Raw genomic sequence first — 25,536 nt, forward strand, 5'->3', positions numbered from 1 at the left:
ATCACCCCACAGGGCATGTGATCTGCAACAACCTCGCGTCCGAGGGCAAAACCAGCCGTCCGCCGGCCAGCGCCGAGGCGATGGCCAGAGCCCCGTCGAGCGGGCTGCCCGCCGCCTCCGTCCGGACGGCTTCCGGCAGCCGCTCGGCGACCGCCGCACGCAGCGGGGCGAGCAGCACTTCCCCCATGCCGAACAGGCCTCCCGTGAACGCCACCGCGCTCGGACCGGGCGGGCAGACCGCCGCCGCCGCGTCGGCGATATGGCGCGCGGCGTCGCCCACGATGCCCTCGGCCACCGCGTCCCGCTCGGCGGCGCACCGGGCGACCTCCGGGGCGAAGGAAGCCAGCACGGCCGGCCGGTCGGACCGCGGGTAGAGCTGGTTCGGCAGTCCGGTGACCGGCCCGAACAGCGCTTGCGCGCGAGCCAGCAGCGCGCCGGAGCCGCCCGGCCGGCCGTCGTGGGCGCGCATCGCCGCCTCCAGTCCGGCACGGCCGATCCAGGCACCGCTGCCGCAGTCGCCCAGGAGGTGGCCCCACCCGTCGGCGCGGCGCCAACCGCCCGCCGGGGTCAGGTCCGTGCCCATCGCGATCATTCCGGTGCCCGCGGCGACCACGGCCCCCGGCCGCTGGCCCAGTGCGCCCGCGTACGCGGTGACGGCGTCCGCCGCCAGCGCGAGGTGCCGCACGTCGAACGCGGTGGCCAGTGCGCCGGGCAGCCGGGCGCGCAGATCGTCGCCCAACGTGGCCATCCCGGCCGCGCCCACGCAGACGGCGGCCACTCGCCCGCCGCCCGCCGCGTCCGTCAACTCCTCGACAGCGGGCAGCAGTTGCTCCAGCAGGTGGGTGGCGTCGATACCCGCGGGGCCGGTGCGGACCGGCTCGTCGGAGAGCCGCGTGGCCACCGGCCGGACCTCGGGGTCGTCGGCGCGCGCGACGGCGACGCGCAGCCCGGAACCGCCCGAGTCGACCCCCACGACGAGCCGGCCGCGGTCGGCGGGCTCACCCGAAGCCGCGGGCATCCTGCTTCAGGGCGGTGTCGACGGTCAGCGCCGTGGCGACGACCAGGCTCAACAGGGGGTCCGGCAGCTGCCGGTGGATCTGCAGGACGTAGTTGTCGGCGGTGGTGAACATCGTCTTCGCCAGGCCCTCCCACGTCTTGGTGATGCGGGCGACCTCGGTGTCGGTGTGGTCCACGATCGCGAAGTTCCACGCGCGCCAGTTCTCGGCCTTGATCGCGCCGATCTGCTGGCCGTTGACCATGATCGCGAAGTTGATCTTGCCGATGGCGTTCTGCTGCACGATCTCGCCCACCGGCTGACCGTCCGGGCGCTCCACGATCACCTTGGACTTGATGATCTTCGCGGGCCGGGTCAGCACCAGCTGCGGCTGACCGTACGCGTCCCGGATCTCCAGCTTGTGGGTCATGTACTGATCGAGGCTGGAGACCACGCGCAGCACCTTCTTGGCGGTGCTCTGGCCGACCTGCACGACCGCGCCGAGGGCGTTGCCGTGCTGGTCGAAGACGCCGTACTCGTTGGTGACCTCGATGAGCTTGGCCTTCTGGTTCACCACCAGCACCGGCTCGGTGAACAGGCTGCCGCCCCCCGGGCCGCCGGGAGCCGCCCCGGGCTGCTGCTGTGCCTGCTGCGGCAAGCCGGCCGGATGCATGCCGGGCTGCCCCGGCATCTGCTGGGGATACGGCTGCTGCGCGGGCTGACCGGGCGCCTGCTGGGGGTGGCCGTAGCCCTGCTGTCCGTACGGCGCACCGCCTTGCGGCCCGCCCTGCTGCGGGGCCTGGGCCGGCTGATGCTGGGGCGCGTACTGCGGGGACATCTGCTGCTGCGCGTACTGCTGGGGGGCCTGCTGCTGTGCGACCTGCTGGGGCGCTTGCTGCTGCGCGACCTGCTGCGGTGCCGGTTGCTGCGGTGCTGATTGCTGAGGGGCCGTTTGTTGCTGGGGCGCCTGCTGAGGTGCCTGGTTCGGGGCGGGCGATGGCGCCTGCTGCCCCGGGTGGGTGTGCTCGGTCCACCGTGCCCCGTCCCACCAGCGCAGTTGGTGGGGGGTGCCCTGAGGGTCGGCGTACCAACCCGCAGGGATGTTCGCTTGTGTCATGCGGGAACACTATCTCCCGGGGTCAGGGCAGCCTCCAGTCGACGGGCTGGGCGCCCTGGCGCGTCAAGAGATCGTTCACCCGGCTGAACGGCCGGGAGCCGAAGAAGCCGCGGTCGGCCGACATGGGGGAGGGGTGCGCGGACTCGACGGATGGGAGATCGCCGAGCAGTGGCCGCAGGTTGCGCGCATCGCGCCCCCACAGCACCGCCACCATGGGGCGGCCACGCCCCACCAGGGCCCGAATGGCCTGCTCCGTGACCTCTTCCCAGCCCTTACCGCGGTGTGCGGCGGGCTTGCGGGGTGCCGTCGTCAGGGCCCTGTTCAACAGCAGCACCCCCTGGCGTGTCCACGGGGTGAGGTCGCCGTTGGACGGCCGCGGTATGCCCAGGTCGGAATGCAGCTCCCGGAAGATGTTCTCCAGGCTCCCCGGCAGCGGACGGACATCCGGTGCCACGGAGAAGCTGAGACCGACCGCATGCCCCGGTGTGGGGTACGGGTCCTGGCCGACGACGAGTACCCGTACCTCGTCGAAGGGCTGTTGAAAGGCCCGCAGCACATTGCTGCCGGACGGGAGGTACGTCCGTCCCGCGGCGATCTCCGCCCGCAGGAAGTCGCCCATCGCGGTGATCCGTCCGGCGACGGGCTCAAGTGCCTTGGCCCAGCCGGGTTCGACGATGTCTTGAAGAGGTCGTGCAGCCACGGGATCACCCTACTGGCCCTGCACCGTCCCCCTTCAATCGATGGCCTGAGCCCTCCCGTGGGCAGTGGCCCGGGTGGCCCATGGTCCGCGGGTGAGTCGTTCCTCGGCTGTCGCGCTCACGGCGGTGTTCTGCGGCGATCATCCCCAACTCGATGACAGTTAGCGGGAGTTCGCGGTGGTGGCTCGGTCGCGGTGTGCCGAACCGGGGCGTCGCGGCCTGGCGAACCGGGGCGCGCGAGGACCCGGCCCCCTCGCTCGTCGACATGGCCCGAGACGGTTCCGCGTCCGCTCACCCCACCATGGCGGCTCGCACGCACAGCACATCCGGCAGATGGGAGGCGAGCTGCTGCCAGCTGTCGCCGTCGTCCGCGCTGGCGTACACCTCGCCGTTGCGATTGCCGAAATAGACGCCCGCAGGGTCGGCGTCGTCCACGGTCAGCGCATCCCTGAGCACCGTGCCGTAGTGGTCCTCCTCGGGCAGGCCGTCGCTCAGGGGCTCCCAGCTCTCGCCCGCATCGGCCGTGCGGTACACCCGGCAGCGGTGGTCGGCGGGCACCCGGTCCATATCGGCGGTGATGGGGAAGAGATACGCGACGTTCCCTCTCCGCGGGTGGGCGGCCACGGCGAAGCCGAAGTCCGAGGGGAGGCCGCGGCCGATATCCGTCCACCGGGCGCCGGCGTCATCGCTGCGGTAGACGCCCCAGTGGTTCTGCAGATAGAGCCGGTCGCGGTCCACCGGGTCCTGCGCGATCTTGTGTACGCACTGGCCGAACTCGGGGTGCTGGTCCGGCAGGAAGACCGCCTTCACGCCGTTGTTGGACGGGGACCAGTCCGCCCCGCCGTCCACGCTGCGGAACACGCCGGCGGTCGAGACCGCGACGGTCACCGCCTCGGCGTCCCGCGGATCGGTGATCACCGTATGGACGGCGAGCCCGCCGCCGCCCGGGACCCACTTCTCCCGGCTGGGGTGGTCCCAGAGTGCTCGCACCAGGTCAAAGGTCTCGCCGCGGTCCTCGGACCGGAAGAGGCCGCCGGGCTCGGTGCCCGCGTAGACCACATCGGGGGCGGCGGGGCCCGCCGGATGCAGCTGCCACACGCGCTCCAGCGAAGTCCCGGTGTAGGACGGGTACTTGACGGCGGGGCGGGCAGGTTCGTGCCAGGTGTCGCCGAGGTCGTCGGAGTGGAAGACGGAAGGGCCCCAGTGCGCGCTGTCGGCTCCGGCCAGCAGCCGGGTCGTCGCGCGGCGGGTGTCGATCCCGAGGGAGTACACCGCCTGCGCGGGGAAATGCGGGCCGCCCCATCGCCAATCACCCTGCCGCCTTCGGCCGATGAACAGCCCTTTGCGCGTGCCCACCGCGAGTAGTACGTCTGTCATTCCGGACACCTCCGGGACGCCGTTGTCTCAGATAGTCGTCAGTCTGCACCCGACCACTGACAATGGCGTCCCGGATGATATTCGTGCAGGTCAGACGGCCCGGTGGTACGGCTGGGGGACATGCACCTCGGCGCCCAGCTCGCGCGCCGCCTGCTGGGCGAAGCTCGGGGAGCGCAGGAGTTCGCGGCCGATCAGCACCGCGTCGGCCTGGCCGTCCGCGATGATCTTCTCTGCCTGCCGTGCCTCGGTGATCAGACCGACGGCGCCCACCGCGAGCCCCGCCTCCCGCTTGACCCGCTCGGCGAACGGCACCTGGAAACCGGGCGACGCGTCGATCTTCGCGTCCGGCGCGTTGCCGCCCGTGGAGGTGTCGAGCAGGTCGATGCCGTGCGCCTTGAGGTCACCGGCGAAGCGCACGGTGTCCTCGGCGGTCCAGCCCTGCCGGTCGTCGGCCTCGTTCTCGCTGAGCCAGTCGGTCGCCGAGATCCGGAAGAACACCGGCAGGTCCTCGGGCCACACCGCACGTACGGCGTCCACGATCTCCAGCGCGAAGCGGGTCCGGTTCTCGTACGAGCCGCCGTACCCGTCGGTGCGCCGGTTGGTGAACGGGGAGAGGAACTCGTTGATCAGGTAGCCGTGGGCGCCGTGGATCTCGGCCACCTCGAAGCCGGCCGCCAGTGCCCGGCGGGCCGTCGCGGCGAACTGCTCGACGATCTCGCCGATCTGCGCCGCCGAAAGCTCCGCGGGGGTCGTGGACCTCTCGTCGAACGGCAACGGGCTCGGCCCCACGGGCGTCCAGCCGTGGTCCTGGCCCGGCGCGAGCGCGGCGCCGCGGTTGACCCACGTCCGCTCGGTCGACGCCTTGCGGCCCGCGTGCGCGATCTGGATCCCGGGCACCGTCCCCTGGGACTTGAGGAAGCCGGTGATGCCCCGGAACGCCTCGGTCTGCGTGTCGTTCCAGAGCCCGAGGTCGAAGGGGCTGATCCGGCCTTCCGGGCTCACCGCGGTGGCCTCGGCGAGGATCAGTCCCGTCCCGCCCGCCGCGCGTGCGGCCAGATGCTGGAAGTGCCAGTCGCCGGGCGCACCCTCCGCGGGCCCCTCCGGCGCCGCCGAGTACTGGCACATGGGTGCCATCCAGAGGCGGTTCGGAATGGTCAGCGAGCGAAGGTTGATGGGCTCGAACAGTGCGCTCACGGCAAGCTCCTGTACCTGAAGGCGGGGTGGGCTCCGGGTGGATCCACGATCATACGATAGGCGTCGTACTACGGTGGATGTCAAACTACGAAGACCGTCGTACTACCGCGAGGGGCGATGCGGAAGCGGGCGCGGGGCGTCGAGGTTCGCTCGTCTGCGCCTGTGGCATGGCAGGGCGAGGGGCCGCTGGCTACGCTCGCCGAGGGGGCCGACCACCTGACCTCAGGAGACCTTGATGATGCAGGTGCCCGAACCGCGAGACGTGCCCCCGCGTCTCGTCACCGGCGCGTTCATTCTGAATTCCGGACTGAGCAAGTTGAAGGCGGACGAGGCGATGGCGCAGGGCCTGCACGGCATGGCCTGCGGGGCATACCCCTTCCTGCGCAAGCTGGAGGCCGAACGCTTCACGCGCCTGCTGGCGTGGACCGAGATCACGGTCGGGGGAGCGCTCCTCGCCCCCTTCGTGCCGACACCCGTCGCCGGCTTGGCGCTCACCGGGTTCTCCGGCGGTCTGCTGGGCCTGTATCTGCGGACGCCCGGAATGCGGGAGCCCGGCAGTGCGCGCCCCACCCAGGACGGCATCGTGCTGGCCAAGGACTCCTGGATGCTGGGCATCGGCCTGGGGCTGCTGGCCTCCGGGGCGCGGTGGGGGTGCGCGGCCAAGTCCCGGCGTGGGCGTGGGCGGGGCCGTGGCCGGGGCTGGTGCTGTCACTGACGGCGCACCACGTGGGCCGCTCCGCGGCGCTGTGGGGCAAGGGGCGACAAGGTCGTGACCACCGGGCATGGCAAAATACGACGGGTCTCGTACAATGGCGCTGCGGGCGGCGCCCGCCACGCGTCGAGCAAGACCTCGCGGTAGCAGTCGAGAGGTCGGCACGGTCGACGCGGATGCCGACCGAGCCGTACGTCAGGAGCCGTCATGCCGACCGACACGACACCCGTGGTCGCCGCGCCCGGCGCCCGTGCGCTGGAGCACCCGGCCCTTGAGGACATCCGCCTCGCCGACGTTCTGCATGCGCTGGCCGACCCGGTGCGGCTGCGGATCGTCTGCGTGCTCGCCGCCGCCGAGGGGGAGTTGAACTGCGCGGACGTCGAGCTCCCGGTCAGCAAGTCGACCTGCACTCACCACTTCCGGGTGCTGCGGGAGCACGGCGTCATCCGGCAGAGCTACCGCGGCACGGCCAAGATGAACGGGCTGCGCCGCGGAGACCTGGACGCGCTCTTTCCCGGCCTGATCGACGGCGTCCTGCGGGCGGCCGAGCTGCAGAGCCGCCGACTCGGCGATGTCTGACGCCGGGCCGTCGACTCCGCGAGACGTCTGACGGGGCCGCTTGCCCGGCGACGTCCGGCGCAGGTGTGGGGCGGCCGCTCGGTGTCCAGGGCCGGGTGAGGCCCGCGCGGTCACTCCTGCGGTCCGCCGCCTTCGCCCACGCTCACCCGGCGGTGCCCGCGCCCGCGGAGCTCGTGCCCGGCGCGCCCGCCGAGTCTGCGGCGCCCGCCGTTCCTGCCGACTCCGCCGTCCCCGCAGAGCCCGTGGCCCCCGCGTCCGCTGGGCCCGCCGCCCCCGCGACCGCAGCGACGGCCGTTCGAGCAGTTCGCGCCGTGCCTGCCGCGCTCACCGTGTCCACCGTTCCCGCAGCGCCCGCCGCACCCAACAGCCCTTCCCAGTCCGGGAGTTTGACCGTCCCGCGTCCCAGCTGATGCCCCCACGCCGCCTCGGCTGCCTCGATGCCCAGCCAGCCTGTCCAGGGAACCGGCTGCTGCCCGGCCCGCCGCAGCGCCTCCACCGGGTCGTCGGCCACCTCGTGCCCGGTCAGTGTGGTGGCATCCTCCAGCAGTGACGCCGCGGTCTCCTTCGCGCACGGCCGGTTGGTGCCGATCACGCCCGTGGGGCCCCGCTTGATCCAGCCCGCCACATACGCACCGGGGTGCGGTGTCCCGTCCGGCAGCAGCACGCGCCCCGCCAGGTGGGGCACCGTCCCGCCCTTCTCGTCGAACGGCAACCCCGCTTGCGGCTTACCCCGGTAGCCCACCGAGCGCAGCACCAACTGCGCTTCGATGTCCTCGAATACGCCGGTGCCCACCACCCCGCCGAGCCCGTCGGGAGCCGTCCGCTCGAAGCGGACCACCCGCACGCCCGACGCGGCATCTCCCAGCATCTCGACGGGCCGCAGGAAGAACCGCAGGTGGATGCGGCGCGGACGGCCCGTCCCGGCCGCCGCCGTCGGCTCCGCCGCGGTCGGTTCCCTTGCCGCCCCTTGCAACGTCGACCGTTCCGCCCAGCCGCGCAGCACCTCGACATTGCGCCGTGCGGCCGCCGGCAGCGCACCGGGGTCGCGATACGCGGGGTCCAGCGCCAGCTCCTCCGGCCGCACCAGCACCTCCGCCCCCGGCACTGTCCCCAGCTCCCGCAGTTCCTTGGTCGTGAACTTGGCCTGTGAGGGGCCGCGCCTGCCGATCATCCAGATGTCCTCGACACGGCTGTCCGCCAGCGCGCCGAGCGGCCCCTCCGGCATGTCGGTGGCGGCGAGTTCCGCGGCGCCGCGGGCCAGGATCCGGGCCACGTCGACGGCCACATTGCCCACGCCGACCACCAGTGCGGAGCGTGCGGCAAGGGTGAAGCGGATGGCCGCGGCATCAGGATGTGCGCTGTACCAAGCGACGAAATCCGTCGCCGGGTGACTGCCGGGAAGATCCTCACCGGGGATCCCGAGGTGCCGGTCGGTGGCCGCCCCCACGCAGAACACCACCGCGTGGAACATCTCCCGCAGCTCCTCCAGGCCCAAACCCGCGGTGCCGACCTCCACATTGCCGAGGAAACGCACGCGAGGGTTCTCCAGCACCCTCCGCAGATTGCTCTGCAGTGATTTGATTTTCTCGTGGTCCGGTGCGACGCCGTAGCGGACCAGGCCGTACGGGCAGGGCAGCCGGTCCAGGACGTAGACCTCGATGTCCGGTACGGCCTGTTGTTCGACCAGGGACTGGGCGGTGTAGACGCCGCTTGGTCCCGATCCGATCACTGCGACACGAAGCACAGGTGGCTCCTTCCGCGAAGTACCCCCAGCATCCCACTGGCGGGCGCGGGAGGGGAGATGCGCTATCGGGGTTGCTCGCGGTGCGCCAAGCGTGCCGCGCGGCGGCGCCCGGTGGGCTAGGGGCTACGTTTCCCTTGTGTCGGAAAGTGACTTTTATACCGTTAATGACCGATATAGGGCTCAGGGTGTGGCCGCGGAATGGCCGGTCTGGGAGCTGCAGGGCTACGGCTCTGCCGCGCCCACCCCTGAGCCTGCCTGCCTGGACGACCCGGTCGGAGATCGAGGCCCCGGGGTCTTGCCGGCACGGCTCGATCCGCTGGGCCCTTGGTTCAGCGCCCGGCTCACCTTTGCCGATGGCGCCAGGGTCGATGTGCTGGTGGCGGTCTTCAACGACCGCATCGCCGTCGAGGACGTGCGCGCCGACCCGCCCCTGACGCTCGACGGGCTCGCCGCGCTGGCCCGCTGGATCGACGGGCCGCTCGACGACGCCTGCCGGACCGCCACCGGCCGGCCCCGGAAGGCGCGGCCCGGCGCGGAGGCGAAACCCTTGGTGAACCCGTGGCAGGCGCGGTCCGAGGCGGAGCCGCCGGTCAGGCTGGAGGGCGGCGCGCCGCGGCCGCAGGGGCCGGCGATCGCAGCACCTTCCGGGAGTGTCGTCCATGGCGAGGGCCCGCTCTGCGCGACGGGCGGCGCGGACGCGGCGGAAGCGACGGGCGCAGTGGGCAGGGCGGACGCGGCGGGCCTGACCGGCGCGGCCGGCGCGTCCGCCGATCGCGACGGATTCGGCGCCCGAGATGGCATCGGGGCCGACGACCGAGGCGGTGCCGTTCTCGACGCCCCTACGCACGCTCCCACCGACACTCCGGCGCATTTCGCTGCCGAGGCCGAGACCGAGGGGTCCGGCGTACAGGGGGCCGTACGCAGTGGCACCCCGGAGGTCACCGATCCCCTCGCCTCGAACGGGTCGGCCTCGGGCCCCGTACCCGTTGCCGACGCTGCGCCCGAACAGGGTGCCGAGCCCGCCTCCGACACCTGCCTCACGTCTTGCGGCCCCGCCCCCGAGGCCCCGTCCGACCCGAACGCTTCACCCGCCCTCCTCGCCCGATCGCGGGCCAGCGAACGCCGCAGACTCGCCGCGGACGCCTACCGCGAGGCGCAACGACAGGGTCGGGACCCGGTGGAGGCCGTCATGCACGCCACCGGGCGCAATCGCCGAAGATCACTGAGGCTGATCGCCGGAGCCCGCGACGAGGGATTCCTGACGCCGCGCCACAAGCGTTAGCGCCACGGGGCTGCCGCCTTCCCTTACCCCTCGACCGACACATCGCCGACTGACACGCATGACCGACCGATACGCATGACCGACCTGCACGCGTGACTGGACCGGCCATAGGCCGACTCCCGCCCAGGGGCCAACCGGCCGCCCGGCGGGCCATCAATCACCCTTGCCCGCCCGCATCTTCTGCATCCGGGCGATCTCGGCGCTCTGCTGCGCGATGACGTCGTTCGCCATCTCCTCGACCAGGGTGTTGTTGCCCTCCGAGAGCGCATCGGTGGCCATGGTGACCGCGCCGTTGTGGTGGGCGATCATCAGCCTCAGGAAGAGCGCGTCGAACTCCTTGCCGCGCGCCTCCCGCAGCTGGTCCAGCTCGGCGGCGGTGGCCATGCCCGGCATCTCGGCATGCTGGTGCCCCTGCTGCTTGCGTGGGCCGCCGTGGTTGCTCAACCAGCCTTCCATGGCGCCGATTTCGGGCCGCTGGGACGCGGCTATCCGCTCCGCCACCCGGCTGACCTGCTCGGTGTCCGCGTGCCGGGCGGCCAGGCCCGTCATCACCAGCGCCTGACGGTGGTGAACGATCATCATCTGGACGTAGCCGAAGTCGGCGGAGTTGGGGGAGTCGTCCCGCCGGGCCTTCTTGGCCTCGTCGGCGGTGAGCGTCTTCGCCGGCTCACCGGGCTTGCCCGGAGCCACCACCTTCGGGCCGCCGGTATCGCTCGCCTCGGGCGTGTCGCCGGACGAACATCCGCTCAGCACAAGGGAGATGGCCAGCCCGAGGCCGGACACGGTGAGGGCGGTGGCTCTCCTGGGACGCTTCAACGCGCGTACTCCTGTCGATGGGGTACTCCGAAGGGATTTCGGTGTTACATCTTCGAGCCCATCTATTGATATGTACATGAGCAGCGCGATATGACCGGGTCCATGAGCCGTTCACTTCCGAACGGACGCTAGGGAGGACCTCGTGACGTCGTTGCACAGACCCCTCGTGCGGCGCAGATACCTCGGAGCGGTGGCCGGGGCCTTCGGGCTCGTGGCCGCACTCCTCGTGGCCGGACCCGCGGCCGCGACCCCCGATCCCGGCGACAGCCCCTCCGCAGCCAAGGAGGTGAGCCCCGGTCAGCGGGCCGACACCAAGGCCGCGATGGAAGACGGCGAGATACCCGGCGTGGACGAGGTCGTGCACAGCGACAACGTCCGCCATCTGACCAACATCCCCAAGCAGGCGCTCCAGGGCACCAACTCCGACCTCGCCTTCCAGGGCAAGTACGCCTTCGCGGGCAACTACGACGGCTTTGTCATCTACGACATCTCCCGGCCCAAGGCGCCCAGGACCGTGAGCCAGGTGCTCTGCCCCGGCTCGCAGAACGACATCACCGTCTCCGGGAACCTGCTGTTTCTCTCCACGGACTCCTCGCGGAGTGACAACTCCTGCAGCAGCACCACTCAGCCCGCCACGGAGAAGTCCTCGTGGGAGGGCATGAAGGTCTTCGACATCAGCGACAAGAAGAACCCCAAGTACGTCGCCGCCGTCGAGACCGCCTGCGGCTCGCACACCCACACGCTGGTCCCCGAGCGTCGCAACGTCTACCTCTACGTGTCCTCCTACTCGCCCAGCGCGACCTTCCCCGACTGCCGGCCGCCGCACGACGGCGTCTCGGTCATCAAGGTGCCGCGATCGGCGCCCGAGAAGGCCGCTGTCGTCGACTTCCCAGTCCTCTTCCCGGACGGTGGCAACCCCGGGGGCAGCACCAATCCCGGTGTGACACAGACCACCGGGTGCCACGACATCACCACCTTCCCGAAGCTGAAGCTGGCCGCGGGCGCGTGCATGGGTGACGGCATCCTGATGGACATCTCCGACCCGGCCGCGCCCAAGGTCATCGACCGGGTCCAGGACAACGTCAACTTCGCCTTCTGGCACTCCGCGACGTTCAACGAGCGCGGCAACAAGGTCGTGTTCACCGATGAGTTGGGCGGCGGCGGCGCGGCCACCTGCAACGAGGCGACCGGCCCGAACCGCGGCGCGGACGGCATCTACGACATCGTCGGCAAGGGCGACCGGCGCGAGCTCGTCTTCAAGAGCTACTACAAGATTCCGCGCCACCAGGCCGACACCGAGAACTGCGTCGCGCACAACGGTTCGCTGATCCCCTCCAAGAACCGCGACATCATGGTCCAGGCGTGGTACCAGGGCGGCGTCTCGATCTGGGACTTCACCGACTCCGCACACCCGAAGGAGATCGGCTACTTCGAGCGCGGTCCGATCTCCACGGGCTCGATGGTCACTGGCGGTTCCTGGTCGGCCTACTACTACAACGGGCACATCTACTCGAACGACATCGCCAAGGGCTTCGACGTTCTCGCGATCGACGACCGTCGTACGGACAGCGCCGAGTCGGTCCGGATGCGCGAGCTCAACGTCCAGACCCAGCCCGACTACCGCTGAGACCGACACCGGTCAGAGCCGAGTCCGACGCCGGCTACGGCCGTGTCGGGCCCGGCGCCCGTGTCCCGCCGGGCGGCTCCTCGGCCGGCGGGACACCCAACTCCCATACCAATCCGTACCGTTGGAACAGCTCTGCGCGCAGCCGGGCCTGTGGCATCGGTGCCCCCGGCAGGAGCAGGCCCACCACCGCGCCCATCAGTAGCGCGCGGAGCAGCGGATAGTCGACGTCCGGATCCACCGACCCGTACGCCGTGACCGTCTCGCGCAGCAACTGGGCCAGCCGCTGCTGCTCGGGACACCGGATGAACCCCTCGGCCGTCAGAATGCCGGCCATGTGGGTGCGCATCAGCAGCGGGTGGTCGTGCGCCAGCCCCAAAATCGCGTCGATGGCGCGGGCCATCAGCTCGTTCCCCGCCTCCGGCCCCGTCGGTCGCGGCTCGCGCAGCAGCGCCGCCTCAAGGGTCAGATGCATCAGGCGGTGGACCGCCGACTGCAGCAGTTGACGCTTGCCGGGGAAGTAGTAGGAGACCAGGCCGCGGGCCGCCCCCGCACGCTGCGCGATGTCACCGAGCGTGGTCGCCTCATATCCGCGTTCGCCCACCAACTCGACCGCTGCCTGAAGCAGCCGCTCGCGAGATCGCCGCCGCAACTCTTCATTGACCGATGCGCTGCGGGGGGACATGCTGTAACTCCTGCGTTGACTGGCTGAGAGCCAATATACTCAGCGGAACTCCGGGTGTCCGCCTGCCTTCGGCAGCGAATCCGGTAAGAGCCCCCTGATTCGGGCGACGCGGGGGATCGCCCGAGTCGGGTGGAAGGTGGGACGGGGATGGGCTTCCCGGCCTGCGTTTTTGCAGGTCGCCGGGCCCATCCCGGTCCCCGGGGCATACGGTTCCGATCGCGTTCGGTAGCCGCTGCGGGCGGCTCCTCGGCGCGCGCTTCGCCCCGGTCGCCGAACATGCCCGCGCCGCCGACGCGAACACCCTTCGTTCCGCCCTCGGCCTGGCACAGGAGTCCCTGACCGCGCCGCTGCACATGGCCGACGAGGACCGTTGCAGTCGATGCGCGTGCGCACGGTCAGCCTGTCCGAATCTCGGCGGAATCGGCGCGAGTACGCCTGCCGCTCGCCATCCCACTTGCCGTTCCTAGGGCCCCTAGTTTATATCTAGAGGTCCTAGGATCATGGGAGGGTGCATGGCGCGGGCAGGGCTGACGGCGGAGCGGGTGACGATCGCGGGCGCCGAGCTGGCGGACGAGGTCGGGCTCGACCGGGTGACCATGTCGCAGGTGGCGCGGCGGCTCGGCGTGAAGGACGCGAGTCTCTACGCGCACGTGCGCAACCTGGAGGATCTGCGCGGACGGATCGCGCTGCTGGCGGCGGACGAGAAGACCATCCGGATCGCGGAGGCGACCGCCGGGCGGGCGGGCAAGGACGCGCTGGTCGCGTTCGCCGACGCCTGGCGGGAGTACGCCCACCAGCACCCGGGTCGCTACATGGCGACGCAGACCCGGATCCGGATCGACCCCGAGCTTGCCGCACAGGCGCCAGGACCGCGGCGCGCGGTCGAGCTGACCTACGGCATGCTGCGCGGCTACGGACTGCCCGAGCCCGACCTGACCGACGCGGTCCGGTTGCTGCGCAGCACCTTTCACGGATTCGTCGCCCTGGAGGCCGCAGGCGGGTTCGCCCACGAGCGTTCACCGCAGCACTCCTGGGTCCGCGCCCTCGACGCCCTGCACACCCTCCTGGAGCACTGGCCCCCGTCCCGAGAAGGAGACCCCTCATGACCGCACCGACCATCAGCACCCTGCGGGTGAACGGCGCGACCCTGCACTACGTCGTACGCGGCCAGGGCCCGCTCCTGCTGCTGATCCCCGGAGGGTCGGGCGGCGCGGCCTCCTTCGACGGCATCGTCGATGACCTGGCCGCCGAATTCACCGTCGCGACCTACGACCCGCGCGGCATGTCCCGCAGCACGCTGGACGACCCCGAGGCCGAGCAACGCGTGGCCGAGCACGCCGCTGACGCGCTCCGGATACTGGACCTGCTCTCGCCCGATGAGCCCGCCCGGGTGTTCGGCACCAGCTCGGGCGCGATCGCCGCCCTGCATCTGCTCACCGCCCACCCCGCACGCGTCGAACGCGTCGTGGCGCACGAACCGCCCGTCGTGGAGGTCCTGCCGGACGCCGCCGAACATCGCGCGCTCATCGCGCGCGTGCAGGAGGCGTTCCGCGCCCAGGGGCTCATGCCGGCGATGGCCGTGTTCGCCGCGGGTCTGAAGAAGGCCGGGGACACCGCCGAGCCGGCGGCCGAGATGAAGCTTCCGCCGCAGGCAGCGGCGCGGGCCGAGTCGACGATGGCCAACCTGCCGTACTTCGTCGGGCGCATCGTGCCCAGCTTCATGTCCTACGACCCCGACATCCACCGGCTACAGGCGGTGTCGGACCGGCTCGTACTCGCCGGCGGCGAGGACTCACGAGGCGAGCTGCCCTACCGGCCGGCCGCCTTCCTGGCCGAGCGTCTCGGCACGGAACTCCTGCACTTCCCCGGCGGGCACACCGGCTCGACCACGCACCCCGCCGAGTTCGGCCAGCTCCTTCGGAAGGTCTTGCGCGCTTAGGCGGAGTCCGCCGACGGCGTGCGGGATCTCGGTTGTCGGCCCACCGAGCGAGGTCAGAGGGGGTGGGCGAGGAGGTCCGCCCGGGGCAGGGGCCGGTGAAGGGCAAGGAGGGCCTGGTCGTCCTGGGGGGCGCCGTCGCTGTGGCGGCTCACATCGCGGACGAGGAAGTCCAGGACGGTGGTCAGGTCCGGGAGCTGGCCGGTCTGGCGCAGGTAGGACTGCATCATGCGGGGGACACGTTCGGCGGGGTCGAAGAAGTTGCCGGCGCGGTCGCGGGCCTCGGTCACTCCGTCGGTGAAGCACAACAGCGTGGCCCCGGGTGGGAAAGGGTGGGTTTCCACCGGTGATTTCCAGCTCCCGAGAGCGGTGATGCCCAGCGGCGGTGCTTCCTCCGACGGCTCCAGTACGCGTGCGGTGCCGTCCTGGTGCAGCAGGAGAGGGGCGGGGTGGCCGCGGTTGATGAGGTGGAACTGGCTGAGGTCACTGGTGAACTGCACGATGAGGGCGGTGGTGAACCCTTCGATCGAGTCCAGCCCCTCGCGTCGCTGGCTCTCCCGCAGCAGCGCCCCCTCCATGCACTCCACCAGGCTCGGCAGGTCGGGCTCATGGTCGGCGGCGTAGCGGAAGACCCCGATGTCGACGCTGACCGCCGTGACGGCGGACAGGCCCTTGCCCCTGACGTCGCCGACCATGGCGCGCACCCCGAAGGGCGTCTCCTGGACCACGTAGAGATCGCCACCGATCAGCGCCATGTCCTCGGCCGGCACATAGCGGGCGGCGATCCGCAGGTTTCCCAGCCGGCTCGGCGGACGCGGCAGTACGGCCCGTTGGGCCACCTCCGCGGCGTAGCGTGCCCGGCTGGCGCTGACATGTTGGGTGCGCAGCGACCGGTTCAGACCGATGGCCAGTGCGGTGACGGCCGCCAGGGTGATCTGCACGGCGGCGTCGTCCTGCCAGCCGTAGGTTCCGTCGACGTAGCCCAGGCCCGCCTGCACCAGCATCGCCGAAAGGCCGATGCCGACGATGCCGGCCGGGCTGAGCAGGGAAACGGCCGTCACCGGTGCCACGGCCAGCAAGGGGGCCGACGACACCGTGGGAGGTGTCAGCAGGTCCACCAGGGCCGCGAGAGCGATCACTACCGCCGGAATCCAACGGCGTACCCGTGACCACACTGGCAACACCCTCATCAGGCCATTCTGCCCTGCCGGCAGGTTCGCGACAGCGGAGTGCGCGGTGAAATCTGCGACCGGCTCCCAAATGGGCGAAGGACGCCCTGTTCAGCGGGTCGGTGACCCCGGCCGGGCCTGATCGGCAGCGGAACGTCCCCGGGACCTGTCAACGCCCGCTCCGCCGGATCCTTCAACCGGTGGAGCGGGCGTTCGAGCCGGAGCGGGGGGCGTGGCCCTCAGGCAGGTGGCCGGTTGCCTCCGCGGGCCGGCCTGGGCGGTGCGGTGCCCAGGCGCAGCATGACCTTGCTGCTGCCGCTGGTGGGGTCGGCAGCGACGGCCAGTGCCTCCGCGGCCCGGTCCAGCCCGAAACGGTGGCTGATGACCGGCGAGACGTCGAGGCCCTGCTGCATGGCCAGGAGCGCTTCGTCGATCTCCTCGACGAAGCGGTACGAGCCGATCCAGGTGATCTCCCGTGTGACGAGATCTCCGAGGGCCGCGGTGACGGCAGTGCCGGGCAGGTTGCCGACCTGCACGAGGGTGCCGCCGCGGGCGGTTGCCCGCAGGACCGGGCCCAGTGCGGCCGGGGCGCCCGATGCCTCGAAGGCCAGCTCCACGTCCTGCGGGAGGGCCGCCCCGTGGCCGAGGTCGACCGTCTCGTCCGCGCCCATGGCCTCGGCGACCGAGAGCGACGCCGAGGAGAGGTCCGCGGCGATCACCGCGGCGGCCCCGCGGTGCCTGGCGGCGGCCACCACCAGTGAACCGATCGGGCCGGCGCCGTTGACCAGTACCGTCTTTCCGCGCAGGTCACCGGCGCGGTGCACGGCGTGCAGGGCCACCGCGAGGGGTTCGGCGAGGGCGCCGTGCTCGGTGCTGACGTTCTCCGGGAGCGGCCGTATCTGCGCCGCCCGGACCACCCGGTACTCGCTGAATCCGCCGTCGGTGTGCGGATGGAGTGCGGCCGAACCGAAGTAGCGGATGCAGGGGTGGAGGTTCGTGCGGCCGGCGATCCGGTCGGGCAGCCGGTCGTCTCCCACCGGTTCCGCCGGGTGGACGGTGACCGGCTGCCCTTCCGTCAGCCCGGTGACCTCCTTGCCGACGGCGGCGATCCGGCCGGCGACCTCGTGCCCGAGCACCAGCGGATCCTTGAGCGCGGCCGTACCGGAGGCCCCGTGCTTGAAGTAGGCGACGTCGGAACCGCAGATCCCGCCCCACTCCATGGCGAGGAGGACTTCACAAGGGCCCGGCACCGGTGCGGGACGCTCGTCGATCCGGAGGTCGCCGGGGCCGTGGGCGACAACTGCCTTCATGCCGCGTCCTCCAGACGCACCAGGTCACGTCCGCGTGTCTCGGGGGCGAGGACGATGGACACCAGGGTGATGAGCGAGTAGACGACCAGCATCGCCGCGACGGGCCACCAGCTGCCGGTGACGGCGGTGAGGGTGGCCGCGACGACCGGTCCGACGGCGGTGGCGAGGATGCCGCCGATCTCCTTGGCCAACGCCAGCTGGGTGAAGCGGGTCCGCGCGCCGAACAGCTCGGCCATCGTGACGCTCTCCAACGAGAACAGACCCAGGACACCCACATTGAGCCCGACGACCATGCCGGCCATCACACCGGCCGTGCTGCCGGAGGCGATGAGCAGCATCACCGGGAACGCGAGGAGGATGGTCAGAACGGTGAGGGCGATGTAGAGGGGGCGACGGCCGAAGCGGTCACCGAGCAGGCCGACCAGCGGCACCGTGGCGAAACCCAGCAGCGAGCCGTACACGATGGCGTCGGTCGGTACGGACCGGTCGGCACCCAGCGTGGTGGCGATATAGCCGACGAGGAACGTCTGCATCAGTCCCGAGTTGCCGGCCTGCCCGAAGCGGAGGCCGAGCGCGAGGAAGAACGCCTTGCCCTTGCGCTGCCGGATACCGGCTTCGAGGACGCTTTCCTGCTGCTCATCGGTGGTCTTGCTCTCGACCGCGGAGGCGACCTCCGCGCGCGACATCGCCACTCCGTCCACGACGTCGGCCCGCTCCTCGAAGACCGGGCTCTCCTTGAGGTTCCGGCGCAGCCAGACCGCGAAGACCATGAGGGCGAAGCTCAGCAGGAACGGCAGCCGCCAACCCCAGGTGATCAGCTGCTCCTCGCTCAGCGTGGCGAGCAGCACCGCCCACAGGCCCGAGGCGGCGAGGGTGCCGGAGTTGGTGCCGAGGGAGACCAGGGAGGAGATCAGGCCGCGGCGCCGGACGGGAGCGTACTCGGCGAGCATGACGGTGGCCCCGGCGATCTCGGCGCCGGCGCCGAAGCCCTGCACGAGGCGCAGGACGACCAGCAGAATCGGCGCGAGGATGCCGATCGCCCCGTACGTGGGGAGCACGCCGATCAGCGTGGTCGAGGCGCCCATCAGCAGGATGGTGAGGAACAGCACCTTCTTGCGTCCGATGCGGTCGCCCATCCGGCCGAAGTAGAGGGCCCCGGCGAGCCGGGCGACGTAGCCGACCCCGTAGGTCGCCATGGCCGCGATGAGGCCGATCGCGGGGCTGACGTCGGGGAAGAAGATCTTGTTGAAGACGATGGCGGCGGCCAGCGAGTAGAGCTGGAAGTCCATGAATTCCATGGCGGTGCCGAGCCAGCCTGAGACGGCTGCTCTGGTGAGATCGCGGGTCGTTCTTCTCGCGGCGCTCATCGGCTCCGTCGCTTGCGTTTCCGTCATGAGGAACTCCATTGTTCTCTGGCCGTGCGGGAGCGGTGGGACGGGGGCGTGGCTCCCTGGGTGGGCGGTCCTTGGGGCAGGGGGTGGTGGGGGCCGGACCCGGGCGCGGGTCAGACCTCGATGCGGCCGGCGCGCAGGGCGGGTAGCCGGGCCGCGACGGCGCTGGTCAGGGCGGCGTCCTCGGCCAGGTCCGTGGCACCGAGCACGAGAAGCAGGCGGCGGATCGTGTCCTGCCTCTTGGAGTCCGTGCCGTCGTGCCAGCAGCGGTGCAGGGCCGGGGCGGCAGGGTCCGTCGTACCGAACAGCTGTCCGCCGTCACCGTCGGGCCGCGTGGCATTGGCCCAGGCCGCCAGCGCGAGTTCGAGTACGGGGGTGGCGGCGGAGGCGGCCCGCAGCGCACGCAGCGCGTCGAGCCACCGCTCGGGGATCTTCAGGGATCCGTCGGAGCCGATCTGCCGGAGCAGGTGACGCACACCGGGATTGCGGAACCGCTGCACCAGGCCCTCGGCGTAGGCGGCCGGGGCGGGGCCGCCGGCGGGCAGCGTCGGGGCGATCTCGGTGCACAGGGCACGCACCAGCCGCTCGCCCCAGTCGGTCGCCAGGGTGTCGGCGATGGTCGTGCAGCCCGCCGCGGCGCCCGCGTAGGCCAGCGCGGAATGACAGCCGTTGAGCATCCGCAGCTTGATGAGCTGGTACGGCACGACGTCGGGGACGAACAGCGCGCCGTCCAGCTGCCACGGGGGCCGCGGCCCGGCGAAGGAATCCTCCAGGACCCATTGCCGGTACGGTTCGCCGACGACCGGCAGGGCGTCGTGCACGCCGAGTGCGGCCTGCGCCGCCCGCAGGTCCGCGTCGGTGGTCGCGGGCACGATGCGGTCCACGATCGTCGAGGGGAACGTGACCGACAGGGCCATCCAGTCGAGTACGGCCTGCCGGTCCGGCCACGGCGCGGCCTCGACGAAGTCGCGCACGACCCGGCCCAGCGCGGCACCGTTGGCCGCCATGTTGTCGCAGGAGACGACGCTGACGGGGGCGCCGCCGGAGCGCATCCGCGCGGCGAGTCCCGTGGCGATGCGCCCGATGACGGTGCTGAGCACGCCGGTCCCGCAGGCTGTGAGATCGGCGGCGATCCCCGGTGCCGCGGTGTCCAGCGCGCCGGTGTCCGGGCGGCGGTGGTAGCCCTTCTCGGTGATGGTCAGGCTCACCACGGAGACGTCGGGGGAGGCGAGCAGTCCGTCGATCCGCGCGGCGTCCGGCTGCATTCCCAGGGCGTCGACGATCGCCCCGGACACGCGGGTGACCGTGCCTTCCGGACGCAGCTCGGTCATCGAGTAGAGGCAGTCCTGCGACCGCAGCGCCGCCGCCGTGGAGGCCGAGCGCGGGGCGACGACGACGGTCCCCCAGGGTTCGCCGGAGCGGGCGGCGGCGGCCTCCGTGTAGCGGGCCTGGTGCGCCCGGTGGAAGGCGCCGAGTCCGAAGTGGATGATGCGCGGACGCAGGTCGCCGGGATCGACGGCCGGGCGCAGGGCCGGGGGGACCAGGTCGAGGGTGCGGCGGCTCAGCGTGGGAGCGGCCGGGGCCGAGGGCAGGTTCATGGCGCTCACCAGTCGTGCACCGAGCCGTCCAGGCGGCGCGCGACGGGCAGGTAGCGCGCCTGGTAGGGAAAGCGTTCGGCGGCCTCCTCGTCGTACTCCACGCCGAGACCGGGCTCCTCGGACGGGTGCAGCATGCCGTCGGCGAACGTCACCCCGCTGCGGAAGACCTCCGCGGTCTCGTCCGCGTGCTCCATGTACTCCTGGATACCGAAGTTGGGGACCGTGGTGTCGAGGTGGACAGCGGCGGCGAGAGTGACCGGGGAGAGGTCCGTCGCCCCGTGCGAGCCGGTCCTGACCTGGTAGAGCGCGGCCAGGTCGAAGATGCGGCGCAGGTGCGTGATGCCGCCGGCGTGCACGACGCTGGTGCGGACGTAGTCGATGAGCTGCTCGGTGATCAGGTGCTGGACGTCCCAGATGGAGGTCAGCACCTCTCCGACGGCGACCGGTGTCGTCGTGTGCTGCCGGATGAGCCGGAACGCCTCCTGGTTCTCGGCCGGCGTCGGGTCCTCCATCCAGAACAGCCGGCAGTCCTCGACCTGCTTGCCGAAGCGGGCCGCCTCGATCGGGGTGAGCCGGTGGTGCACGTCGTGCAGGAGGTGGAACCCGAAGCCGAAGCGCTCGCGGACCGCCTCCAGGTAGGTGGGGGCGAACCGCAGGTAGGACTCGGTGTCCCAGGGCTGCTCGTCGGGCAGTGAGGTGGCGGCCGGCTCGTAGACCTTGCCCTTGCGCACGCCGTACGTGCCGCCCACGTCCGGGACGGCGGCCTGCGCGCGCACAGCCTTGTAGCCGAGGTCGAGGTAGCGGTCGACGTCGTCGAGCAGGGACGCGGTGTCCGTGCCGCTGGCGTGCCCGTAGACCATGACGCCGTCGCGGGAGCGGCCGCCGAGCAACTGGTAGAGCGGCAGGCCCGCGACCTTGCCCTTGATGTCCCACAGGGCGGTGTCCACGGCGGCGATGGCGGTCATCGCCACCGGTCCGCGGCGCCAGTAGGCACCGCGGTACAGGTACTGCCACATGTCCTCGATACGGGCCGGGTCCTTGCCGATCAGCAGCGGCACGAGGTGGTCCTGCAGATAGCTCGCCACGGCCAGCTCGCGCCCGTTCAAGGTGGCGTCGCCCAGCCCCGTCACGCCGTCCGAGGTGGTGATGCGCAGGGTGACGAATGTCCGTCCGGGGGAGGCGACGAACACCTCGACACGCTCGATCTTGCTCACGGAAATCTTGCTCCTTCGGTATACGCACCGTGCCGGTGGGCGGCGTGCGGCCGATCCGACAGCTGGCCGACCAGCACTGGTATACAAGCATTGGTCGTACAGCTGCGCAATACTTTCGAAACATCGATTGACCAGCATGGGCGGAGCGGTCGGCGGGCCCCGATACGATGAGCGCATGGCCCGATCGAACCGGCAACGAACCAGCCGCCTAGCCGTCTACGAGACGCTGCGCCGCAAGGTTTTGGCCCTGGAACTCCCACCGGGCGCGGCGCTCTCCGAGAACGAGCTCGCGGCGTCCCTCGGGGTGAGTCGCACCCCGGTCCGCGAGAGCCTCATCCTCCTGTCACAGGAGGGGCTGGTCCAGATCTTTCCGCAGGTCGGATCGTTCGTCTCGCGTGTCGATCCGGCCAGGGTGGCCGACGCGCAGTTCCTGCGGGAGGCCGTGGAACTCGCCGCGCTCGACGACCTCCCCACCGCACTCGATCCCGAGCAGATCGAGGAGCTGCGCCGCAACCTCGCCGAGCAGCAGCGGCCGGGCCTTGACCTGGAGGAGTTCTTCGCGCTGGACGAGGCGTTCCACCACGCCCTGCTGCGGCTGAGCGGGCACGGCAGCGCCTGGGCGACCGTGGTCTCGGCCAAGGGGCATCTCGACCGGGCGCGCCGGCTCGGCCTCTACGACACCGCCTCGCCGGCGGGCTTCGCCGCCCAGCACGTCGAGATCTTCGACGCGGTGCTCGCGGGCGAAGCAGCTCAGGCCCGCTCGGCCATGCGCGCCCATCTGAGGGCGGTGTTCGACGACGTCGAGCGCGTCCGGGCACGCTCGCCCGAGCTGTTCGCCACGGACACCGGGTCGGTGCCCGTCCGCCGCAACGTCGTCGTCTGGGACTGACCGGACCGGCAGTCGGGGATCTGCCTCGGCCTGTGCCCAGGCACAGTTACGGGCACGGGCGTCCGTGCGCCCGTGCCCGATGTGCGGAGTTGCTTCCGGCTACTCGAAGCGCGTGGGGTCGCCGGCTCCTCGGCGGACGATTTCCAGCGTGCCGCTGGAGAAGTCGATGACCGTGGTCGGCTCGGTGCCGCAGTCGCCGGAGTCGACCACCGCGTCCACGACGTGGTCGAGCCGCTCCTTGATCTCCCAGCCCTGGGTCATCGGCTCCTCCTCGTCCGGCAGGAGCAGGGTGCTGGAGAGCAGCGGTTCACCGAGCTCGGTGAGCAGTGCCTGGGCGACGGCATGGTCGGGGATCCGCACCCCCACCGTCTTCTTCTTGGGGTGCAGCAGCTGGCGGGGCACCTCCTTCGTCGCGGGAAGAATGAAGGTGTAGCGGCCGGGGGTGGCTGCCTTGATCGCGCGGAACACGTCGTTGTCGACGTGGACGAACTGCCCGAGCTGCGAGAAGTTCTGACACACCAGGGTGAAGTGGTGGCGGTCGTCGAGGTTGCGGATCGACCGGATCCGGCCGATGCCGTCACGGCTGCCCAACCGGGTTCCCAGCGCGTAGCAGGAGTCCGTCGGGTACACGACGAGCGCACCGGAGCGGATGCTGTCAGCAACCGTGCTGATGGTGCGCCGCTGGGGGTTGTCGGGGTGCACGTCGAAATACTTCGCCATCCGCAGAGTCTAGGTGATCAGGACTCAGCCGGTCTCCGTGGGCGGCGCGGGCGGACCGGCACCGCGATCCCGCCGCGCGCCCTCCGCGCCGCCTGTTTCCGCTCCCTTTCCCGCGCCCGTCCCCGTTCCGGCCCCCTCCCCGGACTGCTCTTCCCGTTCCGCACGAGCGTGCCGCTCCTGCAGGGCGGATTCGATGTCCCGTTCCAACGGCGATGTGTCCATGGCGTCCGCCAGTTCCTGCATGGCCCCCAGCAGGAGTTCCGCCCCGCGTCGCACCATCGGATCGCGGTCGGCGCCGGCTCCCTCCCAGGCGTCGAGCGCCTTCTCGGTTCGCTCCCAGCTCGGGGCGCGCCAACTCCGCAGATCCCGTGCGCCGTGCTCGGTGTCCCCACGGAGCGCTTCGGCGACGTCCTCGGCCTCCGGGACGGGCCGCGCTCCGCGTTCCGGCAGATGCGCCTCCAGCAGCATCGCCGCGCGCCCCAGCGCGGTGAGCGCGTCCTGGGCCTCATCGGCTGCCTCGCGGGTCAGCCCACGGTGCCGTACGGGCTCCTGCTTTGCCCGCTCGAAGGCCTCCTCCCATGCGGTCTGCGCCTCGCGGGCTGCCAGCAGCGTCCGGCGTACGTCCGCGCGGTGCCGGCCCGTGGGATCCGCGTAACTGCCGACCACCGCCGCCGCGTACCGCCCGCTCGCGGTGAGCCAGTCCGCGAGCCGGTCCAGCAGCCGCGGTGTCTCCCAGGCCGGGAACACCAGGTAGGCGAGCATCGCGAGCAGACCGCCGAGCAGGGTGAGCAGGACCCGGTCGCGCACCGTCTGGTGCCACTCCGCGCCGCCCATCCCGAGCAGGAAGACCACATACGCCGCGGCGAAGGACTGCGACACCGCGTACCCCGTGCGCATCAACAGGTACATCAGCGCGGCCGACAGCACGGCCAGGCAGCCCGAGAGCGACGCATCCGGGTGGGCCAGCTGCACCACCCCGGTGGCCAGCGCCACGCCCACCAGGGTGCCGGCGAACCGTGCCACCGCGCGGGAGTAGGTCTGGTGGAAGTCCGGCCGCATCACCAACACCGAGGTGATGGGCACCCAGTAGCCGTGGCCCAGGGGAAGCGCGGTGCCGAGCAGGTAGCCGAGTGACGCCACGGCCGCGAGGCGTACGGCGTGCCGGAGGACGGGGGAGTCGGGGTCGAGTTCGCGGCGCAACGCCCGGAGGATGACCGGTACCAGCCGGAACAGCGTCGGACGCAGCAGGGCGGGGGATTCAGCCGCCGCGTGGGCCCCGCCGGACGGCTCGTGGGTCCGTCCGCTGCCGGCGATCTCCTGGACCTCGCCGAGCTGATCGGCCAGCCGGACCGCCGCCTGCCGCGCCGGCCCCTCCAACACGTCGTCGTCCGTGACGTGTACGCCCTCCGAGGGCATGAAGGCCGGGCCGTCGCGACGGATCGAGCGGGCCGCGCCGTCCAGGATGTCGGCGGCCGAACTCAGCAGTTCCCGGGCCCGGTCACGTCCCGGCCCCTCCTCAGGGGCTCCCACCCGGGGGTCGGCGAGAGAGGCGAGGACCGGCCGGATGCGCTCGGCCAGGCCCCGGGGGCCGTGCAGGGCGGCAGGCCGTCTGCGTGCCTGTGACGGCGTGACGGTGGCGGCGCTGCGAGCCGTCATCATCGGCTCCGGGTCGAACGGGGCCACCGGGTCGTGGCGCAGCCGCCGGGCGTAGTCCGCCACCGCGGCGAAGGCGTCGGCGAGTGCGTCCCGGTGGTCTCCCCATCGGCGGATGGGGAAGAGGAAGATCAGCGTCGCCTGCACCACCCCGCCGAACGCGATGACCGCCGCGTGCTCCAGCGCGTCCACGACGCTGGTGGGCAGGGTGACCGTCACCAGCATCATGGCCACCGTCGTCGCCGCCACGATCCCGGCGGTGGGCCCGACCGACCACGCCATCCCGGCGAGGAAGGCCCACAGGGCGAGCAGCAGCAGGAACGGCACGGTGTACGCCGCCGCGAGATAGCCCAGGAAGGTGCTGAGTGCCAGTCCGGCACCGGCACCGAGCGCGACGACCTTTCGCGGGCGCCAGCTCCGCTGGAAGGTGGCGGTGCCGGCCGAGAAGGCGCCGAACGCGGCAGAAGCGGCGAACGCAGGGGAGACCAGCGACAGCGCGAGGCCGATCACGATCGCCACGCCGGCCGCCGCGCGCAGCGCGACCAGCGGTTCGAGCCGGGTCCGCTCGATCGTCAGCCCGGAGCGCACGATCTCCCTCAGCGCCCGCAGCCACGTCACACGGCCGAGCTTAAGACGGAAGCGGGTGCCGTCCGCAGAGCCGCACCGAGGAGCGCCGGAGGCGGCCGACGGTCCCTGATGCCACGTCAGGCTCTCCCGGTCCAGCGCATCGTGGCGTCCCTGGGCCCTCGGCCGACGCTGCCCTCCCACGCCCGGAGGAGCCGCTGGGCCAACCCGGGCCGGGGGACCGAGGGCTGGGCCTCCTCAGGCGCGCAG

General features: G+C 71.5%; 22 protein-coding genes. 7 read left to right on the top strand and 15 right to left on the bottom strand.

The annotated features are described in order from the left end of the window. Position 1: 1 nt before the first annotated feature. The 5 genes from ACH4FH_RS18130 to ACH4FH_RS18150 form a co-directional block, all read right to left on the bottom strand. Complete coding sequence (locus ACH4FH_RS18130; RefSeq protein WP_398556847.1) at positions 2 to 1,018, bottom strand: N-acetylglucosamine kinase; 1,017 nt, start codon at positions 1,016 to 1,018, stop codon at positions 2 to 4. Then, the gene (locus tag ACH4FH_RS18135; protein WP_398556848.1) at positions 999 to 2,111 is read right to left on the bottom strand and encodes a phospholipid scramblase-related protein; all 1,113 of its coding nucleotides are present in this window, start codon (positions 2,109 to 2,111) and stop codon (positions 999 to 1,001) included. Before ACH4FH_RS18135 ends, ACH4FH_RS18130 begins: the two co-directional genes overlap by 20 nt. 22 nt (positions 2,112 to 2,133) lie before the next feature. Further along, positions 2,134 to 2,811 carry a uracil-DNA glycosylase gene (locus tag ACH4FH_RS18140; protein ID WP_398556849.1) on the bottom strand — a complete coding sequence of 226 codons (678 nt, stop codon included), beginning with the start codon at positions 2,809 to 2,811 and terminating at the stop codon, positions 2,134 to 2,136. 289 nt (positions 2,812 to 3,100) lie between these two features. Next, positions 3,101 to 4,186, bottom strand: a complete 1,086-nt coding sequence (locus ACH4FH_RS18145) for a WD40/YVTN/BNR-like repeat-containing protein (protein WP_398556850.1) — start codon at positions 4,184 to 4,186, stop codon at positions 3,101 to 3,103. A 90-nt stretch (positions 4,187 to 4,276) separates the two neighbouring features. Then, positions 4,277 to 5,380 carry an NADH:flavin oxidoreductase/NADH oxidase gene (locus ACH4FH_RS18150; protein ID WP_398556851.1) on the bottom strand — a complete coding sequence of 368 codons (1,104 nt, stop codon included), beginning with the start codon at positions 5,378 to 5,380 and terminating at the stop codon, positions 4,277 to 4,279. A gap of 235 nt (positions 5,381 to 5,615) precedes the next feature. Here ACH4FH_RS18150 and ACH4FH_RS18155 point away from each other — a divergent pair, with 235 nt between their 5' ends. After that, on the top strand, positions 5,616 to 6,095 hold the full coding sequence (locus ACH4FH_RS18155) for a hypothetical protein (protein WP_398556852.1): 480 nt from the start codon (positions 5,616 to 5,618) through the stop codon (positions 6,093 to 6,095). Between the two features lie 204 nt (positions 6,096 to 6,299). Beyond that, a complete protein-coding gene (locus ACH4FH_RS18160; RefSeq protein ID WP_398556853.1) occupies positions 6,300 to 6,671 on the top strand; it encodes an ArsR/SmtB family transcription factor in 372 nt (123 codons plus the stop codon). Positions 6,672 to 6,813: 142 nt separating this feature from the next. On the opposite strand, the gene ACH4FH_RS18165 is transcribed toward ACH4FH_RS18160, so the two are convergent. Further along, positions 6,814 to 8,415 (bottom strand): FAD-dependent oxidoreductase, encoded by a 1,602-nt coding sequence (locus ACH4FH_RS18165; RefSeq protein WP_398556854.1) that lies wholly within the window; start codon positions 8,413 to 8,415, stop codon positions 6,814 to 6,816. A gap of 187 nt (positions 8,416 to 8,602) precedes the next feature. Between ACH4FH_RS18165 and ACH4FH_RS18170 the strand changes: the two genes are divergently transcribed. Continuing rightward, a complete protein-coding gene (locus ACH4FH_RS18170; protein ID WP_398556855.1) occupies positions 8,603 to 9,697 on the top strand; it encodes a DUF6214 family protein in 1,095 nt (364 codons plus the stop codon). Positions 9,698 to 9,850: 153 nt separating this feature from the next. Here ACH4FH_RS18170 and ACH4FH_RS18175 read toward each other — a convergent pair whose 3' ends face one another. Beyond that, positions 9,851 to 10,513 carry a DUF305 domain-containing protein gene (locus ACH4FH_RS18175; RefSeq protein ID WP_398556856.1) on the bottom strand — a complete coding sequence of 221 codons (663 nt, stop codon included), beginning with the start codon at positions 10,511 to 10,513 and terminating at the stop codon, positions 9,851 to 9,853. 142 nt (positions 10,514 to 10,655) lie between these two features. Here ACH4FH_RS18175 and ACH4FH_RS18180 point away from each other — a divergent pair, with 142 nt between their 5' ends. Continuing rightward, a complete protein-coding gene (locus ACH4FH_RS18180; protein ID WP_398556857.1) occupies positions 10,656 to 12,140 on the top strand; it encodes an LVIVD repeat-containing protein in 1,485 nt (494 codons plus the stop codon). A 34-nt stretch (positions 12,141 to 12,174) separates the two neighbouring features. On the opposite strand, the gene ACH4FH_RS18185 is transcribed toward ACH4FH_RS18180, so the two are convergent. Next, a complete protein-coding gene (locus ACH4FH_RS18185) occupies positions 12,175 to 12,822 on the bottom strand; it encodes a TetR/AcrR family transcriptional regulator (protein ID WP_398556858.1) in 648 nt (215 codons plus the stop codon). Between the two features lie 512 nt (positions 12,823 to 13,334). On the opposite strand from ACH4FH_RS18185, the gene ACH4FH_RS18190 reads away from it, so the two are divergent. After that, positions 13,335 to 13,928: a TetR/AcrR family transcriptional regulator gene (locus tag ACH4FH_RS18190; protein ID WP_398556859.1), complete on the top strand. Its 594-nt coding sequence runs from the start codon at positions 13,335 to 13,337 to the stop codon at positions 13,926 to 13,928. Then, entirely contained in the window at positions 13,925 to 14,761 is an 837-nt protein-coding gene (locus ACH4FH_RS18195; protein ID WP_398556860.1) for an alpha/beta fold hydrolase, read from the top strand. The genes ACH4FH_RS18190 and ACH4FH_RS18195 overlap by 4 nt, the downstream gene beginning before the upstream one ends. Before the next feature lie 53 nt (positions 14,762 to 14,814). On the opposite strand, the gene ACH4FH_RS18200 is transcribed toward ACH4FH_RS18195, so the two are convergent. The 5 genes from ACH4FH_RS18200 to manD form a co-directional block, all read right to left on the bottom strand. Next, positions 14,815 to 15,948: a PP2C family protein-serine/threonine phosphatase gene (locus ACH4FH_RS18200; protein WP_398556861.1), complete on the bottom strand. Its 1,134-nt coding sequence runs from the start codon at positions 15,946 to 15,948 to the stop codon at positions 14,815 to 14,817. Between the two features lie 218 nt (positions 15,949 to 16,166). Further along, on the bottom strand, positions 16,167 to 17,237 hold the full coding sequence (locus ACH4FH_RS18205; protein ID WP_398556862.1) for an L-idonate 5-dehydrogenase: 1,071 nt from the start codon (positions 17,235 to 17,237) through the stop codon (positions 16,167 to 16,169). Continuing rightward, complete coding sequence (locus ACH4FH_RS18210) at positions 17,234 to 18,631, bottom strand: MFS transporter (protein WP_398556863.1); 1,398 nt, start codon at positions 18,629 to 18,631, stop codon at positions 17,234 to 17,236. Before ACH4FH_RS18210 ends, ACH4FH_RS18205 begins: the two co-directional genes overlap by 4 nt. Positions 18,632 to 18,741: 110 nt before the next feature. Further along, a complete protein-coding gene (locus ACH4FH_RS18215; protein WP_398556864.1) occupies positions 18,742 to 20,226 on the bottom strand; it encodes a mannitol dehydrogenase family protein in 1,485 nt (494 codons plus the stop codon). Positions 20,227 to 20,231: 5 nt separating this feature from the next. Then, a complete protein-coding gene (gene manD / locus ACH4FH_RS18220; RefSeq protein ID WP_398556865.1) occupies positions 20,232 to 21,440 on the bottom strand; it encodes a D-mannonate dehydratase ManD in 1,209 nt (402 codons plus the stop codon). 175 nt (positions 21,441 to 21,615) lie between these two features. Between manD and ACH4FH_RS18225 the strand changes: the two genes are divergently transcribed. Further along, on the top strand, positions 21,616 to 22,329 hold the full coding sequence (locus tag ACH4FH_RS18225; protein WP_398556866.1) for a GntR family transcriptional regulator: 714 nt from the start codon (positions 21,616 to 21,618) through the stop codon (positions 22,327 to 22,329). Between the two features lie 99 nt (positions 22,330 to 22,428). On the opposite strand, the gene ACH4FH_RS18230 is transcribed toward ACH4FH_RS18225, so the two are convergent. Then, positions 22,429 to 23,049, bottom strand: a complete 621-nt coding sequence (locus tag ACH4FH_RS18230) for an L-threonylcarbamoyladenylate synthase (protein ID WP_398556867.1) — start codon at positions 23,047 to 23,049, stop codon at positions 22,429 to 22,431. Positions 23,050 to 23,073: 24 nt separating this feature from the next. Beyond that, positions 23,074 to 25,320, bottom strand: a complete 2,247-nt coding sequence (locus tag ACH4FH_RS18235; protein WP_398556868.1) for an FUSC family protein — start codon at positions 25,318 to 25,320, stop codon at positions 23,074 to 23,076. Positions 25,321 to 25,536: the final 216 nt, after the last annotated feature.

Source organism: Streptomyces sp. NPDC017993, assembly GCF_044328065.1.
Classification (GTDB): Bacteria; Actinomycetota; Actinomycetes; order Streptomycetales; family Streptomycetaceae; genus Streptomyces.

Excerpts from the sequence above, each read along its gene's own strand:
- ACH4FH_RS18205 (WP_398556862.1), bottom strand. The coding sequence starts at position 17,237 with ATGAAGGCAGTTGTCGCCCACGGCCCCGGCGACCTCCGGATCGACGAG.
- ACH4FH_RS18200 (WP_398556861.1), bottom strand. The coding sequence starts at position 15,948 with ATGAGGGTGTTGCCAGTGTGGTCACGGGTACGCCGTTGGATTCCGGCG.
- ACH4FH_RS18145 (WP_398556850.1), bottom strand. The coding sequence starts at position 4,186 with ATGACAGACGTACTACTCGCGGTGGGCACGCGCAAAGGGCTGTTCATC.
- ACH4FH_RS18230 (WP_398556867.1), bottom strand. The coding sequence starts at position 23,049 with ATGGCGAAGTATTTCGACGTGCACCCCGACAACCCCCAGCGGCGCACC.
- ACH4FH_RS18130 (WP_398556847.1), bottom strand. The coding sequence starts at position 1,018 with ATGCCCGCGGCTTCGGGTGAGCCCGCCGACCGCGGCCGGCTCGTCGTG.
- ACH4FH_RS18225 (WP_398556866.1), top strand. The coding sequence starts at position 21,616 with ATGGCCCGATCGAACCGGCAACGAACCAGCCGCCTAGCCGTCTACGAG.
- ACH4FH_RS18185 (WP_398556858.1), bottom strand. The coding sequence starts at position 12,822 with ATGTCCCCCCGCAGCGCATCGGTCAATGAAGAGTTGCGGCGGCGATCT.
- ACH4FH_RS18195 (WP_398556860.1), top strand. The coding sequence starts at position 13,925 with ATGACCGCACCGACCATCAGCACCCTGCGGGTGAACGGCGCGACCCTG.
- ACH4FH_RS18210 (WP_398556863.1), bottom strand. The coding sequence starts at position 18,631 with ATGACGGAAACGCAAGCGACGGAGCCGATGAGCGCCGCGAGAAGAACG.
- ACH4FH_RS18135 (WP_398556848.1), bottom strand. The coding sequence starts at position 2,111 with ATGACACAAGCGAACATCCCTGCGGGTTGGTACGCCGACCCTCAGGGC.
- ACH4FH_RS18160 (WP_398556853.1), top strand. The coding sequence starts at position 6,300 with ATGCCGACCGACACGACACCCGTGGTCGCCGCGCCCGGCGCCCGTGCG.
- ACH4FH_RS18190 (WP_398556859.1), top strand. The coding sequence starts at position 13,335 with ATGGCGCGGGCAGGGCTGACGGCGGAGCGGGTGACGATCGCGGGCGCC.
- ACH4FH_RS18155 (WP_398556852.1), top strand. The coding sequence starts at position 5,616 with ATGATGCAGGTGCCCGAACCGCGAGACGTGCCCCCGCGTCTCGTCACC.
- ACH4FH_RS18215 (WP_398556864.1), bottom strand. The coding sequence starts at position 20,226 with ATGAACCTGCCCTCGGCCCCGGCCGCTCCCACGCTGAGCCGCCGCACC.